Here is a 19,438-nt window from a genome sequence, read left to right as displayed (position 1 = left end):
AAAGCAAGCATCATGAAAAGAATTACCCTTGTATTATGTGCATTATCATTGATTACCTTACAATCATACGCACAGTCAAAAGCCGATGAGGCAAACTATACGAACGGTGTATTTATTGTTAACGAAGACTGGTACGGACACCAGAATTCAACGGTCAATTGGCTTTCCAATGAAGGCGAATGGACATATCGTGTATTCCAAAAAGAGAATCCGGATCATGAACTGGGATGCACGACACAATTCGGAACTATCTATGGTGACAATTTCTACTTTGTATCCAAACAAGACCGTGATCCCGGAGCATCCGTTACAGGCGCACGTTTTTCTGTATGTGATGCCAAGACAATGAAAATAAAAAAGACATTCCAATATATTGCCACACAAAACGGAGATAACAACACGATAGAATCCATTGCTGACGGCCGTTCTTTTTTGGGAGTAAATGAACACAAGGGATATATAGGAACCAGTAATGGAATCTGGCTTTTTGATATTGACAATCTGAAAATAGGTTCTCAAATAGAGGGAACAGGCAATCCCAGTGAAGATGGCTACGGCAAACTCTATTATGCTCAAATAGGAAATATGCTGAGAAAAGACGAATTTGTATATGCAGTACATCAGCAATATGGTCTTCAGATAATTAATCCGGAAACAGATCAAATCGTACGCACTATACAAGCACCTATAGATGGTGACAAACAACGTGGATTCGGATCCATCATCATGTCCAAAGACGGAAACATTTGGTTAAGTGTTGCACAAGACCAGACAGGAGGCGGGGCTACAGCTCCTTACTTATTAAAGTTAGACCCCACTACCCAAGATACAACGCGTATTCACATACCAACAGGGATAAATGCACCTGCCAATAGTTGGTATGCATGGACTGCCGACGGATTCTGCTCCAGCAAACAGCATAATCGTATCTATTGGAATGGAGGAACAAACAGTTGGTTCAGCAATTCGAATATTTATTGTTATGACATCGACTCAAACGAATTTTCACAGATTCTTAATTTAACGGATACCGAATGGAAACTCTATGGAGCAGCATTCCGTGTCCATCCCGTCACAGATGAACTATATTGTTTTTATTACCATGATTTTATAGATCCGACCCATGTGCTCACCCGTTTATCAAACAAAGGTGAAGAGCTTCAACAATATTCCATGATAGAGAATTTCTGGTTTCCGGCAATGCCTGTCTTTCCCGATAATGAGCCGCCTGTCATTGCAGAAATCGAGAAAATCAGAAACAATTATACCCCATTTATTATTCCACTCTCCGACATAGTCACTGATGCGGATAACATGGAGGCTGCCATTGTTAAAAGCATCGTCAGTATTTCAAATGAAGATATTCTTTCCGCTAACATTACCAACGGCAATTTATCCGTTACTCCTAAAGGGGTAGAAGGTGATGCGGATATTACGATCAAATTTAATTCGAACGGGAAAGTGGCGCAATCAACGATCTCCATTAATCTATCTCCGGGAAATCCGGATAAAATAGATAGCGAACAGGTTCTTCGTTCTGCATACTATAATGACCGACAATTATACATCAATAATTGTGATGCATTTAACTTTACACTCTATAACATGAACGGTCAGAATATCGAGACCTTTCACGTAAATAGTAATACATTCTCTATTCCTGTTAACAAGCCGAATGGAATCTATATTCTGAAAGGAAGCAACGGAAAGGATAACATAATACTAAAGGTCATTATTAAATAAACTCAATGAAAACATAGACAAAGGCCTGTTTTGTAAGACGGACCTTTGTCTATATCATAAAAGACATGAAAATCTTACCATACAAACATATTCTTTGTCTACTATCGATCTGGATTATCAGCCAGAATCTGCTTGCGGAACAAGTTACTACTATTGATGCCAACGATTTGTCCGTCCAACAAATTAAAGATAATTCCAATTTAAAGATTATAGGAGTACTTACTTCCAAAACCGTCAGTGTATTTAAGAATGCCGGTATTTCCGGTGAAACATCAAGCCCTAACTCTAACGTCAAGAGTGTAGATTTCTCTGAAGCAATTATTACAGAACCACTTGCTTTAGACTCTATTTTTCTAAACTATCTTGAATTAACCTCGGTCATTATGCCGTTTTCCGGTGCGGAAAATATCACAAGTATGAATGCAGCCTTCTTTACATCCGGTATAACAGATATTGATTTAAGTAATTGTACAGGAATTACTTCTCTCCAAAGCGCATTTAACGGATGTAAAAGACTAAAGTGGGTAGATATCAGCGGATGTGAAAAATTGGAGAATCTGTTTCTTGCTTTCTCTAATGCACCCTTATTGGAAGAAATTATAATGCCGGATAAAGCGCCACAGCTAAAAGTCATGTTTCACATGATTATAGGGAATAACAGTTTAAGAGAATTAAAACTTCCATCTATTGTACATCCGGAATGTTTAAGTACTTATTCTATTATTGATTGCGGTTTATTGCATAAACTCACATTGCCAACAAATATAAAACAACTTCAGGATGCTTCTCTATTCTCATGTCCTAACCTGACAGAGTTAATATTTGAAGGGGATATTCCATTGCTATGGAATGAAGGAGCATTTTATAGTGAGCGGGCACAAAGTACTACCAACCCGGCATTCCTCACTCTATACGTGAAAGAGGAACAGATCGAATATTATTTGCAGGACTATGGCTGGAGAAATATAAAAGCTATCTTGCCTATCACAAGTACCAATGTCGATTACAGGAAGAATGAAGATATTGAATTGATCTATCATAATGTGTATTTAAACAGCATTAAAAGCGCGACAGAAAGTACTATTACTTTTTATCCGATAAACGGTAATCAGGCATACACACTATCATTATCTCCGGGAGTAACGCCAATACCCGACTACATACCCTCCGGATTTTATATTCTAAAGATAGTGAAATCCAATAATGATAAAACCTATAAGGCATTTATTCGATAATACAAAAGCAAGCAAACCTCTCCTACTTTTGCTCCACTAAAATAACAACGATAAATATATATGTTTACGGAACATTTTTAATGGCATATGAATTAAAAATCTAAATAAAATCTTGTATCTTTGCACCCGCATTGGTTCGACTTCCCCTACTATTAATTACAGGGAAGCGATTAAAAGGGAATCAGGTGAAAATCCTGGACAGTCCCGCTGCTGTAAGTTTCACAAAATGTTGTAAGCAAGCACCATTGCCACTGAAAGTATAAAACTTATTTTTAAATACTTTTCGGGAAGGCGCTTACCAACAGAAACGAGTCAGAAGACCTGCCATGCATGCTACTTTCAACTTTCGAGGATTTAGTTGAAAGACCAGTAAAACGATTACGTTGATTTTTGTTGTATTTCGTTTTTTATTAATATTTAATTACTTTATTATGAGAAAGATTTACTCTTTTCTTTTACTGTTTATGTGTGTAATCTGCACGTATGCACAGCAAACAATTACTACGGTACAAGGCAGACCGTATGATTTTGGCAAATCCATTGCCAAAGCACCTGAAGTATCCTATCAAGACTACTCAATGGATGATATTGAATTCTGGGTAGGTGAAGGTAGTAACCGAGTACTATTTGTAGTACAATTCAATGATCCCAGAGAAACAAATGCACTTGTTTGGGGATACCGTTTTGATGGCGATAAGCGTGGTATTGATGTTGTCACAGACATTGCGAGGGCCGACCCGCGTTTATATGTATTGATAGAGAATGCAGACGCTTCAATGGGATATACGATTTGTGGAATCGGCTACGATGCCGACGGAGATGGAGATATTAGTTTGACACACATACCCACAGGACAGATAATGACTTCCGAGGATGGTGTTTTTAATACCTTGGGACATTATGACTACGATGATTATACAGCTACGGATCCCGATGACTTCTTTGGTGCGGGATGGTATCAAAGTTATTGGTCTTACTGGGTGAAAGATGGTGACGGAAAGTTCGGCTACAGCGGTCTTGGAGCCAGCAGCCGAGTTTTGAAGGATGGAAGTTGGGACGGATGGAACTTTGCCGTAGGAATGAGTCCACAAGATTTCAAACCATTTAAAGCCATATCCGCACCGGGATATAATAACGGAACTTTCTTCATTGGAAACGAAAAAGAAAATGGTGCAGTCAACTATCTTAGCACCAAAAATGAATGGGAAAACAATATCTATCAGGCAAACAATAATGGTTTGAAGCTCAATTCCAACATATTGTCCGGAACATTTTTCGGAAATAACCTTTACATTGTTTCAGGAGATAAAGATAACAATAAAGGAAACATTATTGTCGCTGAAAGCAACAAGCTAGTTAATAGTGCAACAATTGCCGATATAAACGGGCGGGCTTTTGTAGGAGTAACTCCTGAGAAAGGTTATGTAAGTACGGATAATGGCATTTACGCTATAGATTTAACTACGATGACCTTAGGAGACTTGGTAACAGGAACAGACAATAATAAGGAAAGCGGTAAGATGATTTGTGCCGGGAAATATGTATTTGCAGTTCAAGACGAAAAAGGTATTATAATCATCGACTCCGAAACAAACAGTATAGCACAAACTTTCGCAGGAAATTTCTCAGGCATAGCTCAATCAGGAGACGGATATATATGGGCAGCGGGAAGTAAACTGATAAAAATAGATCCGGCTTCTCTTATTATCACAAATAAAATAGAACTTCCTGAATATTGCAAGATCAATGAAAGTTGGGATACATGGAATGCAGGTAAATTTATTGCCGATCCAAAGAGCAATACATTATATTGGACCAACGGAGGATTCCTTTCGGATACAAGATCGGTATATCGTTATAATCCGGAAGAAAACTCTTCGCTGGCATCTCCTTTCTTTAGTTTGCCGAATGAAAAACAAATATTCAGTTCTGCCGGTATTTGTTTAAATACAGCAACAGGGCAACTGGTTATCACCGCAATCTCTACAGAAGACAACAGCGTATTTATCTATTATGTAGATGCAAAAACCGGAGTACTGGCTAACACAATAGAAGCATCTCAAGACTTCCCTGTTCCGGCATTTACATTATTTCCGGACAAAGCACCGACGATTAAAGATGTTGACGGCAGTATAACCGTTCCGGTTAACAATGCCCCAATACAAATCAGTCTGCAAGGTAAAATAACAGACGAGGACAATGTAGATACCAATATCACGGTAAGTGTCATTTCCGAAAACCCTGAAATTGCAACAGCAGAGCTCAAAGGCAATACACTTATTATCACACCGTTACAAGGAGTAAGCGGAAAAACGACCATTATTCTCAGTGCCGTTTCCAATGGCAAAATAGTAACAAAGAAAATCAGTCTTACCATCAATCGCGAATTGGAAGGTATCTCTATGGAAGAACCTGAGATTACAATGAAAGCGGGAAGCACCAAGCAATTAAATGTAATCTTTACACCGGCTAACGCTACAAATCAAGAACTTAAATGGAGTTATGAGAATTATAGCACGGCAAGCGTAGATAGTAAAGGTTTGGTTAGTGCAAAGAAAGAAGGAACAACCACCATCACGGCAAAATCAGTTGAAGGAAACTTCACCGCGACATGTAAAATTACAATCGTAAATGAAGCTGCTACGGGTATTGCATTAAACAAAACTGAAAGTAATATTTACGTAAACCGTACGGATACACTCGATGTAATCTTCACACCGGAAGACGCAAGTACCAAAGATGTAACTTGGACGGTAGAAGATCCCACTATTGCCAGTATGTACGCTTATTATAAAGCAATTACCGGAAAGAAAGAAGGGACGACTAAAATCACGGCAACTTCCAAAGACGGAAACTTCACTGCCGAATGTATAGTAAATGTAACATGGAATCCTGCTACAAAATTAAAACTGGATAAAACATCCATACCATTACAAGCACCAAACGGAGTGTCATTAACCGCAACATTCGAACCATCCGATGCAAGTAATAAGGATGTTGTATGGAGTTCTGAGGACGAGACAATTGCTACTGTAAGCAGTTATGGAAGCGTTAAGGCAGTAGGTCAAGGCACTACTACCATTAAAGCTACATCTAAAGACGATGAAAGCTTGTTTGCGACTTGTACCATAACCGCAACATTTATTCCTGTGGAAAGTATCGCAATTCCATCAGATACTACCATAGCAGTATCCAAAAGTGCAACTTTGAGAGAAACAATACTTCCGGACGATGCTAGTAATAAAAGTGTAGAATGGAGCAGTTCCGATGAAAGCATCGCAACAGTAAGTCAATATGGTAGTGTTAAAGGCATCAAAGCCGGAACTGTTACTATCACAGCTACAACAGTAGACGGAAGCAAAATTGCGAACTGTAATGTAACAGTTGTAGAAAGCATTCCTGTCACTGCTGTAACTATAGCTCCGGAGGCAACTATTAAAATTGGTAAGACAACATACATAACCCGGGGGTATCTTCCATCCAATACAACTACTAAAATAGCCTATACATTTAAATCCGATAATGAAGAAGTTGCCACAGTAGACCAATATGGAAATATAAAAGGAATAGCGCCGGGTAATGCAAACGTTACAATTGGAATAGTAGATACAGAGTTGACTGCAACTTGCTTCGTACATGTCGTACCGAATGTAGAGAGTGTTGCCATCACTCCAGCTACAGCAGATATAATAGTAGGAAACCAACAACAACTTCAAGCCGATATTACGCCGGCCGAAGCATTGCAAGGTACTACTTGGGATTCATCAGACAAATCCATTGCAACAGTCGATGAAAATGGAGTCGTTACTGCATTAAAAGCCGGTAATGTCATCGTTACAGCAACCAGCAGTGACGATAACAAAATTTCCGCTACTGCAGAAATCACTGTTAAAGACCAACTCATGACAAGTCTTGCATTCGAAACCGAAAAACAAACAATAGAAGAAGGTGAAGGTATACAGCTTGCCACTATTATCCTGCCGGAAAATACGACAGACAAACGTGTAAGATGGACTACTTCCGACTATACAATTGCAACCGTCACTAGTTTTGGTTACGTAAAAGCCATCAGTCAGGGAGATGTTACCATTAACGCTATCAGCCAAGACGGAACCAACATTTCCGCAAGTTGTGAAGTAACGGTAAAAGAGGCTCCTTCCGGAATAGAAAAGAATGTAAATTCTTACAGTATCTACCACATCAATAATGAACTGGTGATAGATAATTTCTCCGGATACACCTTTAGAGTTTATTCCGTTAGAGGTGATTTACTTAAAGAACTGAATGTAACAGAAGAGCATACTTGCTTCCCATTAGACTTTGCTACCGGAGTTTACATCATAAAAGGTAACAATGGCACGAATGACATAGCAACAAAAATAATCATTCAGTAAGTAGTTCATAATAATACAATTATTTTCTGATTTAAACGAATAGGGGGTGCCACAAAGGTATCCTCTATTTTTTGTATAAAAGCCTGTATATTTTGTTTCAATCTTCAAGACCATTAAAGGTTATCTTCACTAACAGTATCATTTTCCGCCCCTATGCCTAACCGTATTCCTCTATAGTCATGTTCCAAAAGACGTAGTGCATTAATGGTAAAGACGTAGTGTGTCATACATAAAGACGTAGTGCATCCTCATGCAAAAAGCGCGACAAATTTTCAACACTCATAAGGGAGATTAATGTCACAAGTTTTCTTATTTGAGGCTTTTTAAAAGATAAAGCATTGATAATGAGCTCCGCGACAAAAATAAACTAGGGGGTATAAAAAAACTATAAAATAGGAAAGGCTATCCGGAAAGAAATCACTATTCCCGATAGGTATTTTAGCTGTCATCATCACTTTTACTGATAAATTTCATATCTTTGCACCGCATTGGTTCACAGACTTCTCTATATTAGAGAAAAGTGATTAAAAGGGAATCAGGTGAAAGTCCTGGACAGTCCCGCTGCTGTAAGTTCCAATAGTATGTTGCAGGCAAATACTCACACCACTGAACAAAAGGTTCGGGAAGGAGTCTGCCAACAGGAACAAGTCAGAAGACCTGCCATGCTTTTATGCGACTAATACTTGCGAGGAATGAGAATTAGTACATATATATATTTTAATCACTTATTTATTTTAATTATTTAGAAATGAAAAAGATTTTATCTTTAATGGCGCTTGCCATGATTGTAGCTTTTAGTAGCTGTAACAATGATGATGATGAGAACAACATCACATGCAGTTTTAAAGGAATGCTTATCGAACCTAACAGTGAGTATTTAAGTAATGAAAGCAACGGAACGGATACTAACAACGAGTTTGGAAGTGTCTATACCAGCACATTTACTGACAATACAAAAACATTTGTTTTCGATAACTATAGTGCCGATTGGGTAGGTTCCGGAAAATATTCTTTATCCGGCGGTTTCACTTACACAAACAAGACTGACATTACAACAACAAACAGTATTGCAGCCATTACCGGAAAAGGTGTAAATGGAGATACTTACGTTACCGCATTTATCGATGGCATGAACCAACACGCTATTAAGTTCGCCAACAATGCTTCTCACAAATTAAAAAGTGCTTATTTCACAAATACAACTTATTCTTACTTGTCTATGAAAAATGGTGATAATAACACCAAACAGTTCACTGCAGACGATTGGTTTAAGTTGACCATTACCGGAAGTTTAACAGATAAAGAAACCGGTAAGGTCGATTTCTATTTAGCCAAAGACGGAACTATCATAAACACATGGACTTTAGTGGACTTATCTGCTCTTGGCACGGTTGATAAAATAACCTTCAGCCTGTCTTCTTCTGACAATGGAGAATGGGGGATGAACACTCCGGCATATTTCAGTATGGATCAATTGACCATCGAACTCTAACATATTATAATTCAGAACGGAGTAAAGGAATCTTGTCTATTAGATTCTTTACTCTGTTCTAAATGGTAAATATACGTGCATAAACAAAAATGAAGCTATTTCGATCTTTTCTGCTTTTTCAGGTCCTATTTGTCGGCTGCATCTTTTATCAAGCGAAAGCACAGCAACGAATAGATACTACTCATGTCTATAAAATAGATGAAGTGGTAGTAAAAGAAAACAGGAAAATGAAAGAACTTCGTTCTACTACTCCCCTACAAATTCTTAATGCCGACAAACTCCGGCAGAACGGTGCAATGCAAGTATCCGATGCTGCAAAACTGTTTAGCGGAGTAGTAATAAAAGACTACGGAGGTATCGGGGGATTAAAAACAATCTCCGTACGAAGTTTGGGTGCTGCACATACGGCTGTTGCTTATGACGGAATAGCAATCACAGATGCTCAAACCGGACAGATAGACTTAGGAAAACTGTCACTCGATAATGTAGATGCAGTGAGCCTGACAAGCGGACAAAGTGATAATATCTTTCAACCGGCACGTTTGTTCTCCGCAGCAGGAGTGCTTTACATCAATACACTTACGCCTCAATTCATCCGAAAAAAAACGAACCTCAATGCCTCATTAAAGGCAGGAAGTTTCGGATTGGTAAATCCCAACATACACATCGAAAATCGCTGGAATAAGAATTTCTCTTCTTCCGCTTCCTTGGATTATTTACATATAAACGGTGCTTATCCTTATACATTAATCAATGGTGATGCCACGGAGAAACGTCACCGGGAGAACTCCGACGTTGAAAGTTTCAAAGCCGAAGCAAATATTTACGGAACTTTCGGAGAACATCGGAAAGCAAACCTGAAAGCCTATTATTATCAATCGGAACGTGGTCTTCCTACCAACATCTTATATAACAAGTATGCCGGACAAAGACTTTGGGACAAGAACTTCTTTGTACAATCCGGTTATGAGAACCGTTTCAATAATCAGTGGTCTTTATTGACAAATGCAAAATTCAACCGGTCGTTTAATCGTTATAACGATCCGTCAATACATAATATCAATGGTTTCGAGGATAACCATTATTACCAGAATGAATATTATCTCTCTGCAACGGTTATGTATCGCCCCACCTCCCACCTCTCTTTTTCATTAGCCAATGACGGTAGCATTAATCATATGCGTGCCGACCTTACGGATTTTGCCGTACCAACACGATATACCTTATTAAATGTATTGGCAGCAAAATACGTTTTAGAACGTTTTACGGCAACAGCACATTTGTTATCGACTCTGACCAAAGAAACCGTCAAGCAAGGCAACCCCGCTCCAAACAGGCAACGGCTGTCTCCTTCCGTCAGTTTGTCCGTTCAACCATTTAAGCAAGAAGAACTGCGTATCCGGCTGTTTTACAAAGATATTTTCCGCTTGCCTACTTTCAATGACCTTTATTACGGCACGGTAGGTACACGCAATCTCCTGCCGGAAAAAGCCACCGAACTAAATGCCGGGGTAAGCTGGATAAAACAAACAAGTACATTCTTATCCTCTATTTCCTTGTCCGCCGATGCTTTCTATAACCGGATAACAGATAAAATTGTAGCAATGCCTACCAAGAATCTGTTTATCTGGAGTATGATGAACATAGGTCGTGTAGATATTAAAGGGACGGAAATAAATGCCCAACTAAATTTTAATCTCTATAAGGATATACATTTATATATGACGGGAAACTATACGTGGCAGCGTGCACTAGATAAAACAGATAAAAATATAATGCCTTATAAAGCCACTTACAATCATCAAATACCTTACACCCCCCGTCATTCCGGCTCTATACGCATGAATCTGGATATGCCATGGATAAGTGTCGGGTATACCGTTCTGGTATCCGGCGAACGCTATTGCAACCAATATAATTCATCCGAATATCGCATGGAGGGCTATCATGAACATAGTTTATCATTATACCGTACTTTCGAACTTAAAAAATGCAGTTTAAGTGCACAAGTAGAGGCACTGAATTTCACGAACGAAAGATACGAAGTAGTTAAGAATTACCCTATGCCCGGAAGACAATTCAGAGGCAGTATCATCTTTAAATATTAAAGTCAATGAATAGATATACTTTTATATATAAGATTAGAATAAATCCTGTGAGATGGCAATCTCTCTTTATGTTGCTCTTTATTCTTTTAGCTTCATGCGATGATAAGATTGTTTGGGAAGACGGAGGTGACACTCCTACAGACACGCAAACATCCGGTATGTATATCTTATGCGAAGGGCTATTCAACACGAACAACAGCAGTCTGTCTTACTATGACTTCACTAAAGGCGAGATGGTTTCGTTTCAGGATGAAGACAAACGTGGAAATGATAAGACCAGTTATGATTTCTTTAAGAAGCAAAACGGAAGAAAACTAGGTGATACCGCCAATGACTTGCAACGTTACGGTTCTAAGTTATGGTGTGTTGTCAATGTATCCAGCCAGATAGAAGTCATGGACTTAAATACCGGAAAATCATTGAAACAGATTCCTCTTTTTAATGAGGGAGGTATCGGCAGGCAACCCCGATATGCTGCCTTCTATAAGAATAAAGCCTATATATGCAGTTTTGACGGCACCGTAGCACAAATAGATACCACAACTCTCAATATTGAGAAATACATAACAGTGGGACGTAACCCCGATGGAATATGCACTGCCAACGGTAAGGTATATGTTTCCAACTCCGGTGGTCTGAACCAAAACAATCCGGATAATACCGTGTCTGTTATCAACACAGAAACATTCACAGAAATAAAAAGAATAGAAGTAGGTGAAAACCCCGGAACAATACATGCAGATGTCATGGGTAATATATATATAGTATCAAGAGGAAGATACGATGAATCATCAGGAGATTATGACTGTCACTTACACCGTATAGACAGTGAAACAGACGAAGTTATCACAACCTATCATCTTCCGGTGCTCAGCTTTACCATCTCCGGATATAAAGCTTATATGTACAGCTATAATTCCAAGCAGGAAAGTATTCAAGTCATGGACACACGTACCGGTCAGATTATTGACGATAACTTTGTCAAAGATAAAACAGAATTCACACACATCTATGAAATAGCTGTCAATCCTATCAATGAGGACGTGTACATCTGTGATGCACAGAATTATACGGTAAACGGTTCAGTGGTTTGTTTCGATAAAAACGGTCATTACAAATTTACCATTGACGCGAAAGGTATAAACCCGAACTCCATCGTTTTCACAGACGCTCCTTATCAGGAACTACCGGATGACCCGAATAATGGTTCTACGGCATCCAATTGTATTACCAAAGTATTCGAGTACATGCCTGCTGCGGGCCAGTTTGTCAATGAGCTCCCCCCTTATGAAGAAGGAGACGATGAGACGACAATGTGTGCCAAATGTTTACAAAGACTCGAACAGGGTTCATTGGTAAGTTTGGGAGGTTTCGGCGGATATATAACAGTCGGTTTTGACAGTCCGATTCTCAATCACACAGGAAAATACGATTTCAGAATACTCGGCAATGCATTTGACGGTAGTGCCGAACCCGGCATTGTCCTCGTTTCCAAAGACACAAATGGAAATGGACTACCGGATGATGAATGGTACGAGTTGAAAGGTTCTGAATATGATAATCCTCGGACAATTCACAATTATGAAATTACTTATTATAAGTCAGACATCGAACCTAATCGGATACGCTGGACAGACAATCAAGGCGAAGAAGGATATATAACAAAAACAATTCACGATCAAAGTTATTACCCTTCGTGGATCACAGCATCCACTCTTACATTCAAAGGTTCACGGCTTCCGGATAACGGATTCTTTGACAATTCTCTTAATAAATGGGTGATGTCTTCCTATAAATACGGTTATGCGGATAATCAACCTAACAATAGCGACGGAAGTAAATTCAAAATTGATTGGGCAATAGATTCTAACGGGAATCAGGTACAACTGGATGCCATAGACTTTATACGCATTTATACGGCAGTCAATCAACAGATTCCATCCGGAGCCGTAGGAGAACTATCAACAGAAGTACAGGGAATCGAACGGTTGTCATACGAATAAGTATACTATCTCCATACATTTTTTCGAAAATATAATTGGATTTTATGATATTAAAACGTAACTTCGCTTCATCATAAATATTAACTACTATAAAAAATCTAGTATGGAATTACCTTTTGCAGAATCTTGGAAAATCAAGATGGTAGAACCCATTCGGAAAAGCACACGCGCCGAAAGAGAACAATGGATTAAAGAAGCACATTACAATGTTTTTCAGCTTAAAGCCGAACAAGTGTATATTGATTTAATCACTGATTCAGGAACAGGAGCGATGAGCGACCGCCAATGGGCAGGCTTGATGTTAGGGGATGAAAGTTACGCAGGTGCAACATCTTTCTTTAAATTGAAAGACATGATTACGAAGCTTACCGGCTTTGAATATGTTATCCCTACTCACCAAGGACGTGCAGCAGAAAATGTATTATTCTCTTATCTCGTTAAAGAAGGGAATATTGTACCGGGAAACTCTCACTTCGACACAACTAAAGGACATATCGAAGGACGCAAAGCTATTGCCTTGGATTGCACCATAGACGAAGCTAAAGACACTCAACTGGAAGTTCCTTTCAAAGGAAACGTAGATCCGAAAAAATTGGAGAAAGCATTGCAGGAATATAGTGACCGCATTCCATTTATCATTGTCACAATCACCAATAATACGGCAGGCGGACAACCGGTTTCCATGCAGAATCTTCGTGAAGTACGTGCTCTCGCCGATAAATATAATAAGCCTGTAATTTTTGACTCTGCACGCTTTGCTGAAAACGCATACTTTATAAAGACACGTGAAAAAGGTTACGAAAACAAAACAATCAAAGAAATCACCCGCGAAATGTTTGACTTGGCAGATGGTATGACCATGAGTGCTAAGAAAGACGGTATCGTAAATATGGGCGGTTTCATTGCTACACGTAAACAAGAATGGTACGATGGAGCAAAAGGATTCTGTGTACAATTTGAAGGCTATCTCACTTACGGTGGTATGAACGGTCGCGACATGAATGCTTTGGCTATCGGGCTGGATGAAAACACGGAATTTGATAATTTGGAAACGCGTATCCGTCAAGTACAATACCTCGCCGACAAATTAGATGAATTCGGTATTCCTTATCAACGTCCTGCAGGTGGGCACGCTATCTTTGTCGATGCTCCTAAAGTGTTGACTTGTGTCCCTAAAGAAGAGTTCCCCGCTCAAACATTGACCGTAGAACTTTATCTGGAAGCAGGTATCAGAGGATGTGAAATAGGATACTTGTTGGCAGACCGTGATCCTGTAACACGCGAAAACCGTTTCGGAGGTTTGGATCTATTGCGTCTTGCCATACCTAGAAGAGTATACACCAATAATCACATGGATGTCATTGCTGTAGCTCTAAAGAATGTATATGACCGTCGTGAAAGTATTACGAGAGGAGTACGTATCGCATGGGAAGCCCCATTGATGCGCCACTTTACGGTACAGTTAGAAAGACTTTAAATAATTATCGAGAAACAGTTTATCTATTTCAACAACAGATAAACACTTGATATAATCCATAAAAAAATCTGCTAGTAAAGATTACTAGCAGATTTTTTATATCTGATAAATACGAACTATGACTTCTTATCCAACACCTCAAAACAAGAATTCTTACTGATAAACTCTGGAACAATATCTTTCATTGCTCCGACGATGCGCATCTGATCATATGAATAGCTTTCATCAATCAGCTTTTGTATACGCACCTTTACTTCATCATAATCATATTCACGCACTGTTGCAATCATTATTTTCTTATGATAAGTAGGTTTTGTTAGTTCTTTAGTGTTCAGAAGTTCTTCATACAACTTCTCGCCATGACGAAGCCCTGTAAACTCAATCTTGACATCACTACGTCCGGAAAGAGAAATCATACGCTTCGCCAAATCTACTATCTTAACCGGATGCCCCATATCAAAGATATATATTTCACCGCCGTTGCCCATACTTCCTGCTTCCAGAACCAAACGGCAAGCTTCAGGTATCGTCATAAAATAGCGGATAATATTAGGATGTGTCACCGTAACAGGCCCACCTCTTTGTATTTGTTCTTTAAAGCGAGGAATAACAGAGCCATTAGAGCCTAACACATTACCAAAACGTGTTGTAATAAACTTCACGGAACTATCACCCTCTGATTGTAATTTCTTGGCCAAAGACTGCACATAAATCTCAGCCAAACGCTTGGAACATCCCATCACATTGGTCGGATTCACAGCCTTATCCGTAGATATCATTACAAACTTCTCCGCATTATATTTCACCGCCAAATCTGCAACAATACGAGTACCCATCACATTCACACGAATAGATTCGGATACATTATCTTCCATCATCGGGACATGTTTATAAGCTGCTGCATGGAAAATATATTGGGGACGGTATTCTTTAAATATTTCTTCCATCCGTCCTTGATTGGATACGTCCGCAATAATAGTAACTGCATCTATATTACGCCAATAATCCTGCAATTCCAAACGGATATCATGCAAAGGAGTCTCTGCCTGGTCTATCAAAATTAATTTATAAGGATTGAAAGAAGCAACCTGCCTCATTATCTCACTACCGATAGAACCCGCAGCACCGGTAATAAGCACGCGCTTTCCTTCCAAATGTGATGCAATCTTCATCATATCCACCTCTATCGGTTCACGAGGAAGTAAGTCTTCAATCTGTATTTCTTTTAGCTGGGTATGATCTATTGTCTGTCCGTTCCATTCGCTCAACGGAGGAGCAGTAAGTAGTTTTACGTGATGCGTTAACAAAGTATCGACAAGATCAGTACCCGTTAAAGTCTCCATCTTTGCAGGCGATACGATAACCACACTAACACCACGGTCATCAATCGTATCCAATAAATAGTCATCATTCGGATATACCCTGACTCCCATCATCACTTTATTTATCAATTCAGATTCATCGGCAATAAACCCGCGCAAGCGATAACGGTTCTTTAAGTTGACACGCAATGACTTCGCAATATTAATTCCGGCTTCTTTTGCTCCATATATAAATACATTCACACTGCGACGACCATCAAAATGAACCGATTCATACATTAACTTCACAACAATACGTGAGCACGCCATCAAGGTAAAGTTCAGTATATAAGCCATAAAGATTACGCTATCCGGCAATAGTTTACCGCCTTCAATAACATAATGAAGAGAGTTTCCCAATATAAGTACGATATAACCTATTGTCAAGGAAACAAAGATTCGCATAATATCTACGAACGAAGAGTATCTCAGAACTCCTAAATATGTACGGAAGCAACGGAAAAAGAAGACATTAACAACAACAGCTATCAGTAAAAACTTTTCTACTGATGTTGATTCATCCACTATCCCATCCACATCATAACGGAGGAAAAATGCTACCAAACACGATAAGATAACTAGAGCAATATCCAATAACAAAATAGCCCAGATAGGCAGAACCTTTGTTGATAGATATTTACGAAACAGCTTAGTTCTCATTTTTATTTTATGATTGTTTATAATAGGACGCAAAGATAGAATATTTTTTATTAATCGAAACCTAAAATCAACAATAAACGACGGACTATTCAATAAAAATAGCCCGTCGTACAAAGGATATCATTGAATTCAGTGATTATAACAGATTACTTGCCAACTCACTGAGAGCACTTCTCTCTCCTTTCACCAGATTCACATGTGCAAATATATTTTGTCCATTCATTTTGTCTATCATATAAACCAATCCATTGGATTGACTGTCGAGATAGGGTTGGTCTATCTGCTGGATATCTCCGGTAAACACAATTTTTGTTCCTTCACCGGCACGGGTTATGATGGTTTTTACTTCATGAGGAGTCAGGTTTTGAGCCTCATCTATAATGCAATAAGTTTCAGATAAGCTACGTCCGCGAATAAATGCCAAAGCCTCAATGACCAATTGTTCACTCTTCTGCATATCGTCCAATCGTTTCACTTCCGCAGAGTTAGCTGAGAATTGTCTCTTTATTACATTCAGATTATCGAATAGAGGCTGCATATAAGGAGCTACCTTCTCTTTTGCATCGCCCGGCAAGAATCCCAAGTCTTTATTAGACAGTGCTACAATAGGCCGTGCAAGCAATATCTGCTTATAGTCGTTTAGTTGTCCTAATGCTCCCGCCAAAGCAAGTAATGTCTTACCCGTACCCGCTTTCCCTGTTAAAGCAACCAGCTTTATCTCCGGATCATTCAAGATTTCAAAAGCAAAGCTCTGTTCTGCATTTCGTGGCTCAATACCATAATATTTCCCTTTATTGACTTTATGCACGCAATGCGTAAACGGATTATAACGTGCCAAGACACTGGAACGATCACTCTTCAAAATGAAACATTCGTTAGGTTTAATAACAGACTGAAAATCAAATTCACTGATATCAATCCCTTCTTTAGTAGAATAAATACGGTCGATTAAAGTGGGATCAATGCCCTCAAATACCTCATTGGATTTCTCAAAGATATCGATATTGATTACTTTATCGGTAATATAATCTTCACAAGGAATACCCAAAGAGCGCGCTTTCATACGCAGATTCACATCTTTGGTAACGAGGATAGTAGATTTTTTCTTATCTCTTTCCAATAACCAGTCTGCAACTTCCAAAATATCATGATCCGGCTTACGCTCCATAAAAGCGTCTCTCACCCGTTTCGAGTTTGCTTCTTTGACAATCACAAAGAGTTTCCCCATACCTTCGCCCAAGCTTACTCCACCTTCCAGTGAATTACAGTCGGCGGTGATCTCATCCAACTCACGGGCAAACTCACGGGCATTAAAGTTTATCTGTTCATTACCTTTCTTAAACTTATCTACCTCTTCTAAGACAACAATAGGAAGATAAACATCATTTTCCTGAAAATTCTTCAGACAATTATAGTCGTGCAGGATTACATTTGTATCCAAAACAAAATTTTTCTTCTTGCCCATACTTTCTTAGATTTAAAATGTTGATATTTGCAATCGATTTATGATTAACGCCAAAGGTAGCAGTTAATCATGCAACTAATATAGTTATTTTAATAAGACAGTGAACCCGGTTCGCTGTTAAATATTATAAAACGATGAATTATCAAGAGACTTTGACCTATTTATATGAGAGTGTTCCGATGTTTCAACAAATCGGTTCATCCGCCTACAAAGAAGGTTTGGACAACACTTATGCCTTAGACGAATATTTCGGGCATCCTCATCGGAAGTTCAAAACCATCCATGTGGCAGGTACCAATGGGAAAGGTTCCTGCTCGCACACGTTGGCTGCGATACTTCAAAGCGCCGGGTACAAGACCGGATTATATACTTCACCGCACTTGGTAGACTTTCGGGAACGTATCCGCATAAATGGGAAAACCGTCCCGGAAGAATTCGTTGTGGATTTTGTTGATAAATACCGTTCATTCTTCGAGCCCCTGGCGCCATCTTTCTTTGAACTGACTACAGCCATGGCTTTCAAGTATTTTGAAGAGGAAAAAGTTGATGTTGCAATCATAGAAGTAGGTTTGGGAGGCAGATTGGACTGCACCAATATCATCACGCCGGAATTATGCATCATCACCAACATCAGTTTTGACCATACCCAATTCTTAGGAAACACATTGGCTGAAATAGCAAGCGAGAAAGCCGGCATCATCAAAGGCGGCATCCCTGTTATTATCGGAGAAACGACTCCGGAAACAAAGCCTGTGTTCATCAATAAGGCACAGAAAGTTGGTGCTCCCATCTTGTTTGCGGAAGAAGAGCACCTGCTCCATGACGCACGCAAAGATGAAAACGGGCAATGGGTTTACCAAACGGAAGATTATGCTGCTTTAAACGGAAAGCTGGGCGGTCTGTGCCAATTAAAAAACACGAATACACTGCTCTCGGCTATTCGCCAATTAAACAAAAAGGGATTTAAATTGTTCGAGAACGATGTTCGCAAAGGATTCGCCGAAGTCACAAACTTAACAGGATTGATGGGACGCTGGCAGAAAATAGGGGAACACCCTACCATCATCTGCGACACCGGACACAACACGGGAGGCATATCTTATATTGTAGAACAATTAATCAATTATCAGACTTACCGTCAATTACATATAATAATAGGTATGGTAAATGACAAAGATATAAGCGGCGTACTTGCCATGCTTCCTAAAGACGCTACATATTACTTTACACGTGCCAGTGTAAAACGTGCTTTACCGGAAGACGAACTGCAACTATTGGCCGACAAATCCGGACTGAAAGGAAAACGCTACCCCACCGTATCACAAGCTCTGGAAGCTGCAAAAGAAAACGCACAAGAAAATGATTTTATCTTCGTAGGCGGAAGCAGTTTTATCGTTGCGGATTTACTAAAAGATTATTGTTATCAAGAATAAATATCAAGACGATTGAATCGTTTCACCAAGGGAAGCCTGTCGTTTGCCCAAGCCTGAACGACAGGCT

The 19,438-nt window shown here is 39.2% G+C and carries 10 protein-coding genes and 2 riboswitches; of the genes, 8 read left to right on the top strand and 2 right to left on the bottom strand.

Annotated elements, in window-relative coordinates:
- Nucleotides 1-12: 12 nt before the first annotated feature.
- From DXB63_RS02045 to DXB63_RS02015, 7 genes are all read left to right on the top strand, one after another.
- Entirely contained in the window at nucleotides 13-1,743 is a 1,731-nt protein-coding gene (locus tag DXB63_RS02045) for a DUF5074 domain-containing protein (protein ID WP_122124719.1), read from the top strand.
- A gap of 65 nt (nucleotides 1,744-1,808) precedes the next feature.
- Complete coding sequence (locus DXB63_RS02040) at nucleotides 1,809-2,978, top strand: leucine-rich repeat protein (protein ID WP_122124718.1); 1,170 nt, start codon at nucleotides 1,809-1,811, stop codon at nucleotides 2,976-2,978.
- Between the two features lie 115 nt (nucleotides 2,979-3,093).
- A riboswitch (cobalamin riboswitch) is annotated at nucleotides 3,094-3,322 on the top strand.
- An 87-nt stretch (nucleotides 3,323-3,409) separates the two neighbouring features.
- Nucleotides 3,410-7,372, top strand: a complete 3,963-nt coding sequence (locus DXB63_RS02035; protein WP_122124717.1) for an Ig-like domain-containing protein — start codon at nucleotides 3,410-3,412, stop codon at nucleotides 7,370-7,372.
- A 472-nt stretch (nucleotides 7,373-7,844) separates the two neighbouring features.
- A riboswitch (cobalamin riboswitch) is annotated at nucleotides 7,845-8,052 on the top strand.
- Between the two features lie 68 nt (nucleotides 8,053-8,120).
- Complete coding sequence (locus tag DXB63_RS02030; protein ID WP_122124716.1) at nucleotides 8,121-8,864, top strand: DUF4465 domain-containing protein; 744 nt, start codon at nucleotides 8,121-8,123, stop codon at nucleotides 8,862-8,864.
- Between the two features lie 89 nt (nucleotides 8,865-8,953).
- A complete protein-coding gene (locus DXB63_RS02025; protein WP_122124715.1) occupies nucleotides 8,954-10,972 on the top strand; it encodes a TonB-dependent receptor in 2,019 nt (672 codons plus the stop codon).
- A 5-nt stretch (nucleotides 10,973-10,977) separates the two neighbouring features.
- On the top strand, nucleotides 10,978-12,975 hold the full coding sequence (locus DXB63_RS02020; protein ID WP_233522733.1) for a YncE family protein: 1,998 nt from the start codon (nucleotides 10,978-10,980) through the stop codon (nucleotides 12,973-12,975).
- A 103-nt stretch (nucleotides 12,976-13,078) separates the two neighbouring features.
- Complete coding sequence (locus tag DXB63_RS02015) at nucleotides 13,079-14,452, top strand: tryptophanase (protein WP_122124714.1); 1,374 nt, start codon at nucleotides 13,079-13,081, stop codon at nucleotides 14,450-14,452.
- A 116-nt stretch (nucleotides 14,453-14,568) separates the two neighbouring features.
- On the opposite strand, the gene DXB63_RS02010 is transcribed toward DXB63_RS02015, so the two are convergent.
- Both DXB63_RS02010 and DXB63_RS02005 read right to left on the bottom strand, forming a co-directional pair.
- Nucleotides 14,569-16,473: a nucleoside-diphosphate sugar epimerase/dehydratase gene (locus tag DXB63_RS02010; RefSeq protein WP_122124713.1), complete on the bottom strand. Its 1,905-nt coding sequence runs from the start codon at nucleotides 16,471-16,473 to the stop codon at nucleotides 14,569-14,571.
- Nucleotides 16,474-16,609: 136 nt separating this feature from the next.
- Nucleotides 16,610-17,938 carry a PhoH family protein gene (locus DXB63_RS02005; protein ID WP_122124712.1) on the bottom strand — a complete coding sequence of 443 codons (1,329 nt, stop codon included), beginning with the start codon at nucleotides 17,936-17,938 and terminating at the stop codon, nucleotides 16,610-16,612.
- A 134-nt stretch (nucleotides 17,939-18,072) separates the two neighbouring features.
- Here DXB63_RS02005 and DXB63_RS02000 point away from each other — a divergent pair, with 134 nt between their 5' ends.
- Nucleotides 18,073-19,371, top strand: coding sequence for a folylpolyglutamate synthase/dihydrofolate synthase family protein (locus DXB63_RS02000; protein WP_122124711.1), 1,299 nt, complete (start codon nucleotides 18,073-18,075; stop codon nucleotides 19,369-19,371).
- Nucleotides 19,372-19,438 lie beyond the last annotated feature (67 nt).

The sequence above is a fragment of the Bacteroides sp. OM05-12 genome (genome assembly GCF_003438995.1).
Classification (GTDB): domain Bacteria; phylum Bacteroidota; class Bacteroidia; order Bacteroidales; family Bacteroidaceae; genus Bacteroides.
Note: the sequence above shows the minus strand (reverse complement) of the source record. Positions and strands in the feature narration are given on the sequence as shown.

Coding starts and splice junctions, on each gene's coding strand:
- DXB63_RS02030 (WP_122124716.1), top strand. CDS start 8,121: ATGAAAAAGATTTTATCTTTAATGGCGCTTGCCATGATTGTAGCTTTT.
- DXB63_RS02020 (WP_233522733.1), top strand. CDS start 10,978: ATGAATAGATATACTTTTATATATAAGATTAGAATAAATCCTGTGAGA.
- DXB63_RS02040 (WP_122124718.1), top strand. CDS start 1,809: ATGAAAATCTTACCATACAAACATATTCTTTGTCTACTATCGATCTGG.
- DXB63_RS02005 (WP_122124712.1), bottom strand. CDS start 17,938: ATGGGCAAGAAGAAAAATTTTGTTTTGGATACAAATGTAATCCTGCAC.
- DXB63_RS02000 (WP_122124711.1), top strand. CDS start 18,073: ATGAATTATCAAGAGACTTTGACCTATTTATATGAGAGTGTTCCGATG.
- DXB63_RS02025 (WP_122124715.1), top strand. CDS start 8,954: ATGAAGCTATTTCGATCTTTTCTGCTTTTTCAGGTCCTATTTGTCGGC.
- DXB63_RS02045 (WP_122124719.1), top strand. CDS start 13: ATGAAAAGAATTACCCTTGTATTATGTGCATTATCATTGATTACCTTA.
- DXB63_RS02015 (WP_122124714.1), top strand. CDS start 13,079: ATGGAATTACCTTTTGCAGAATCTTGGAAAATCAAGATGGTAGAACCC.
- DXB63_RS02010 (WP_122124713.1), bottom strand. CDS start 16,473: ATGAGAACTAAGCTGTTTCGTAAATATCTATCAACAAAGGTTCTGCCT.
- DXB63_RS02035 (WP_122124717.1), top strand. CDS start 3,410: ATGAGAAAGATTTACTCTTTTCTTTTACTGTTTATGTGTGTAATCTGC.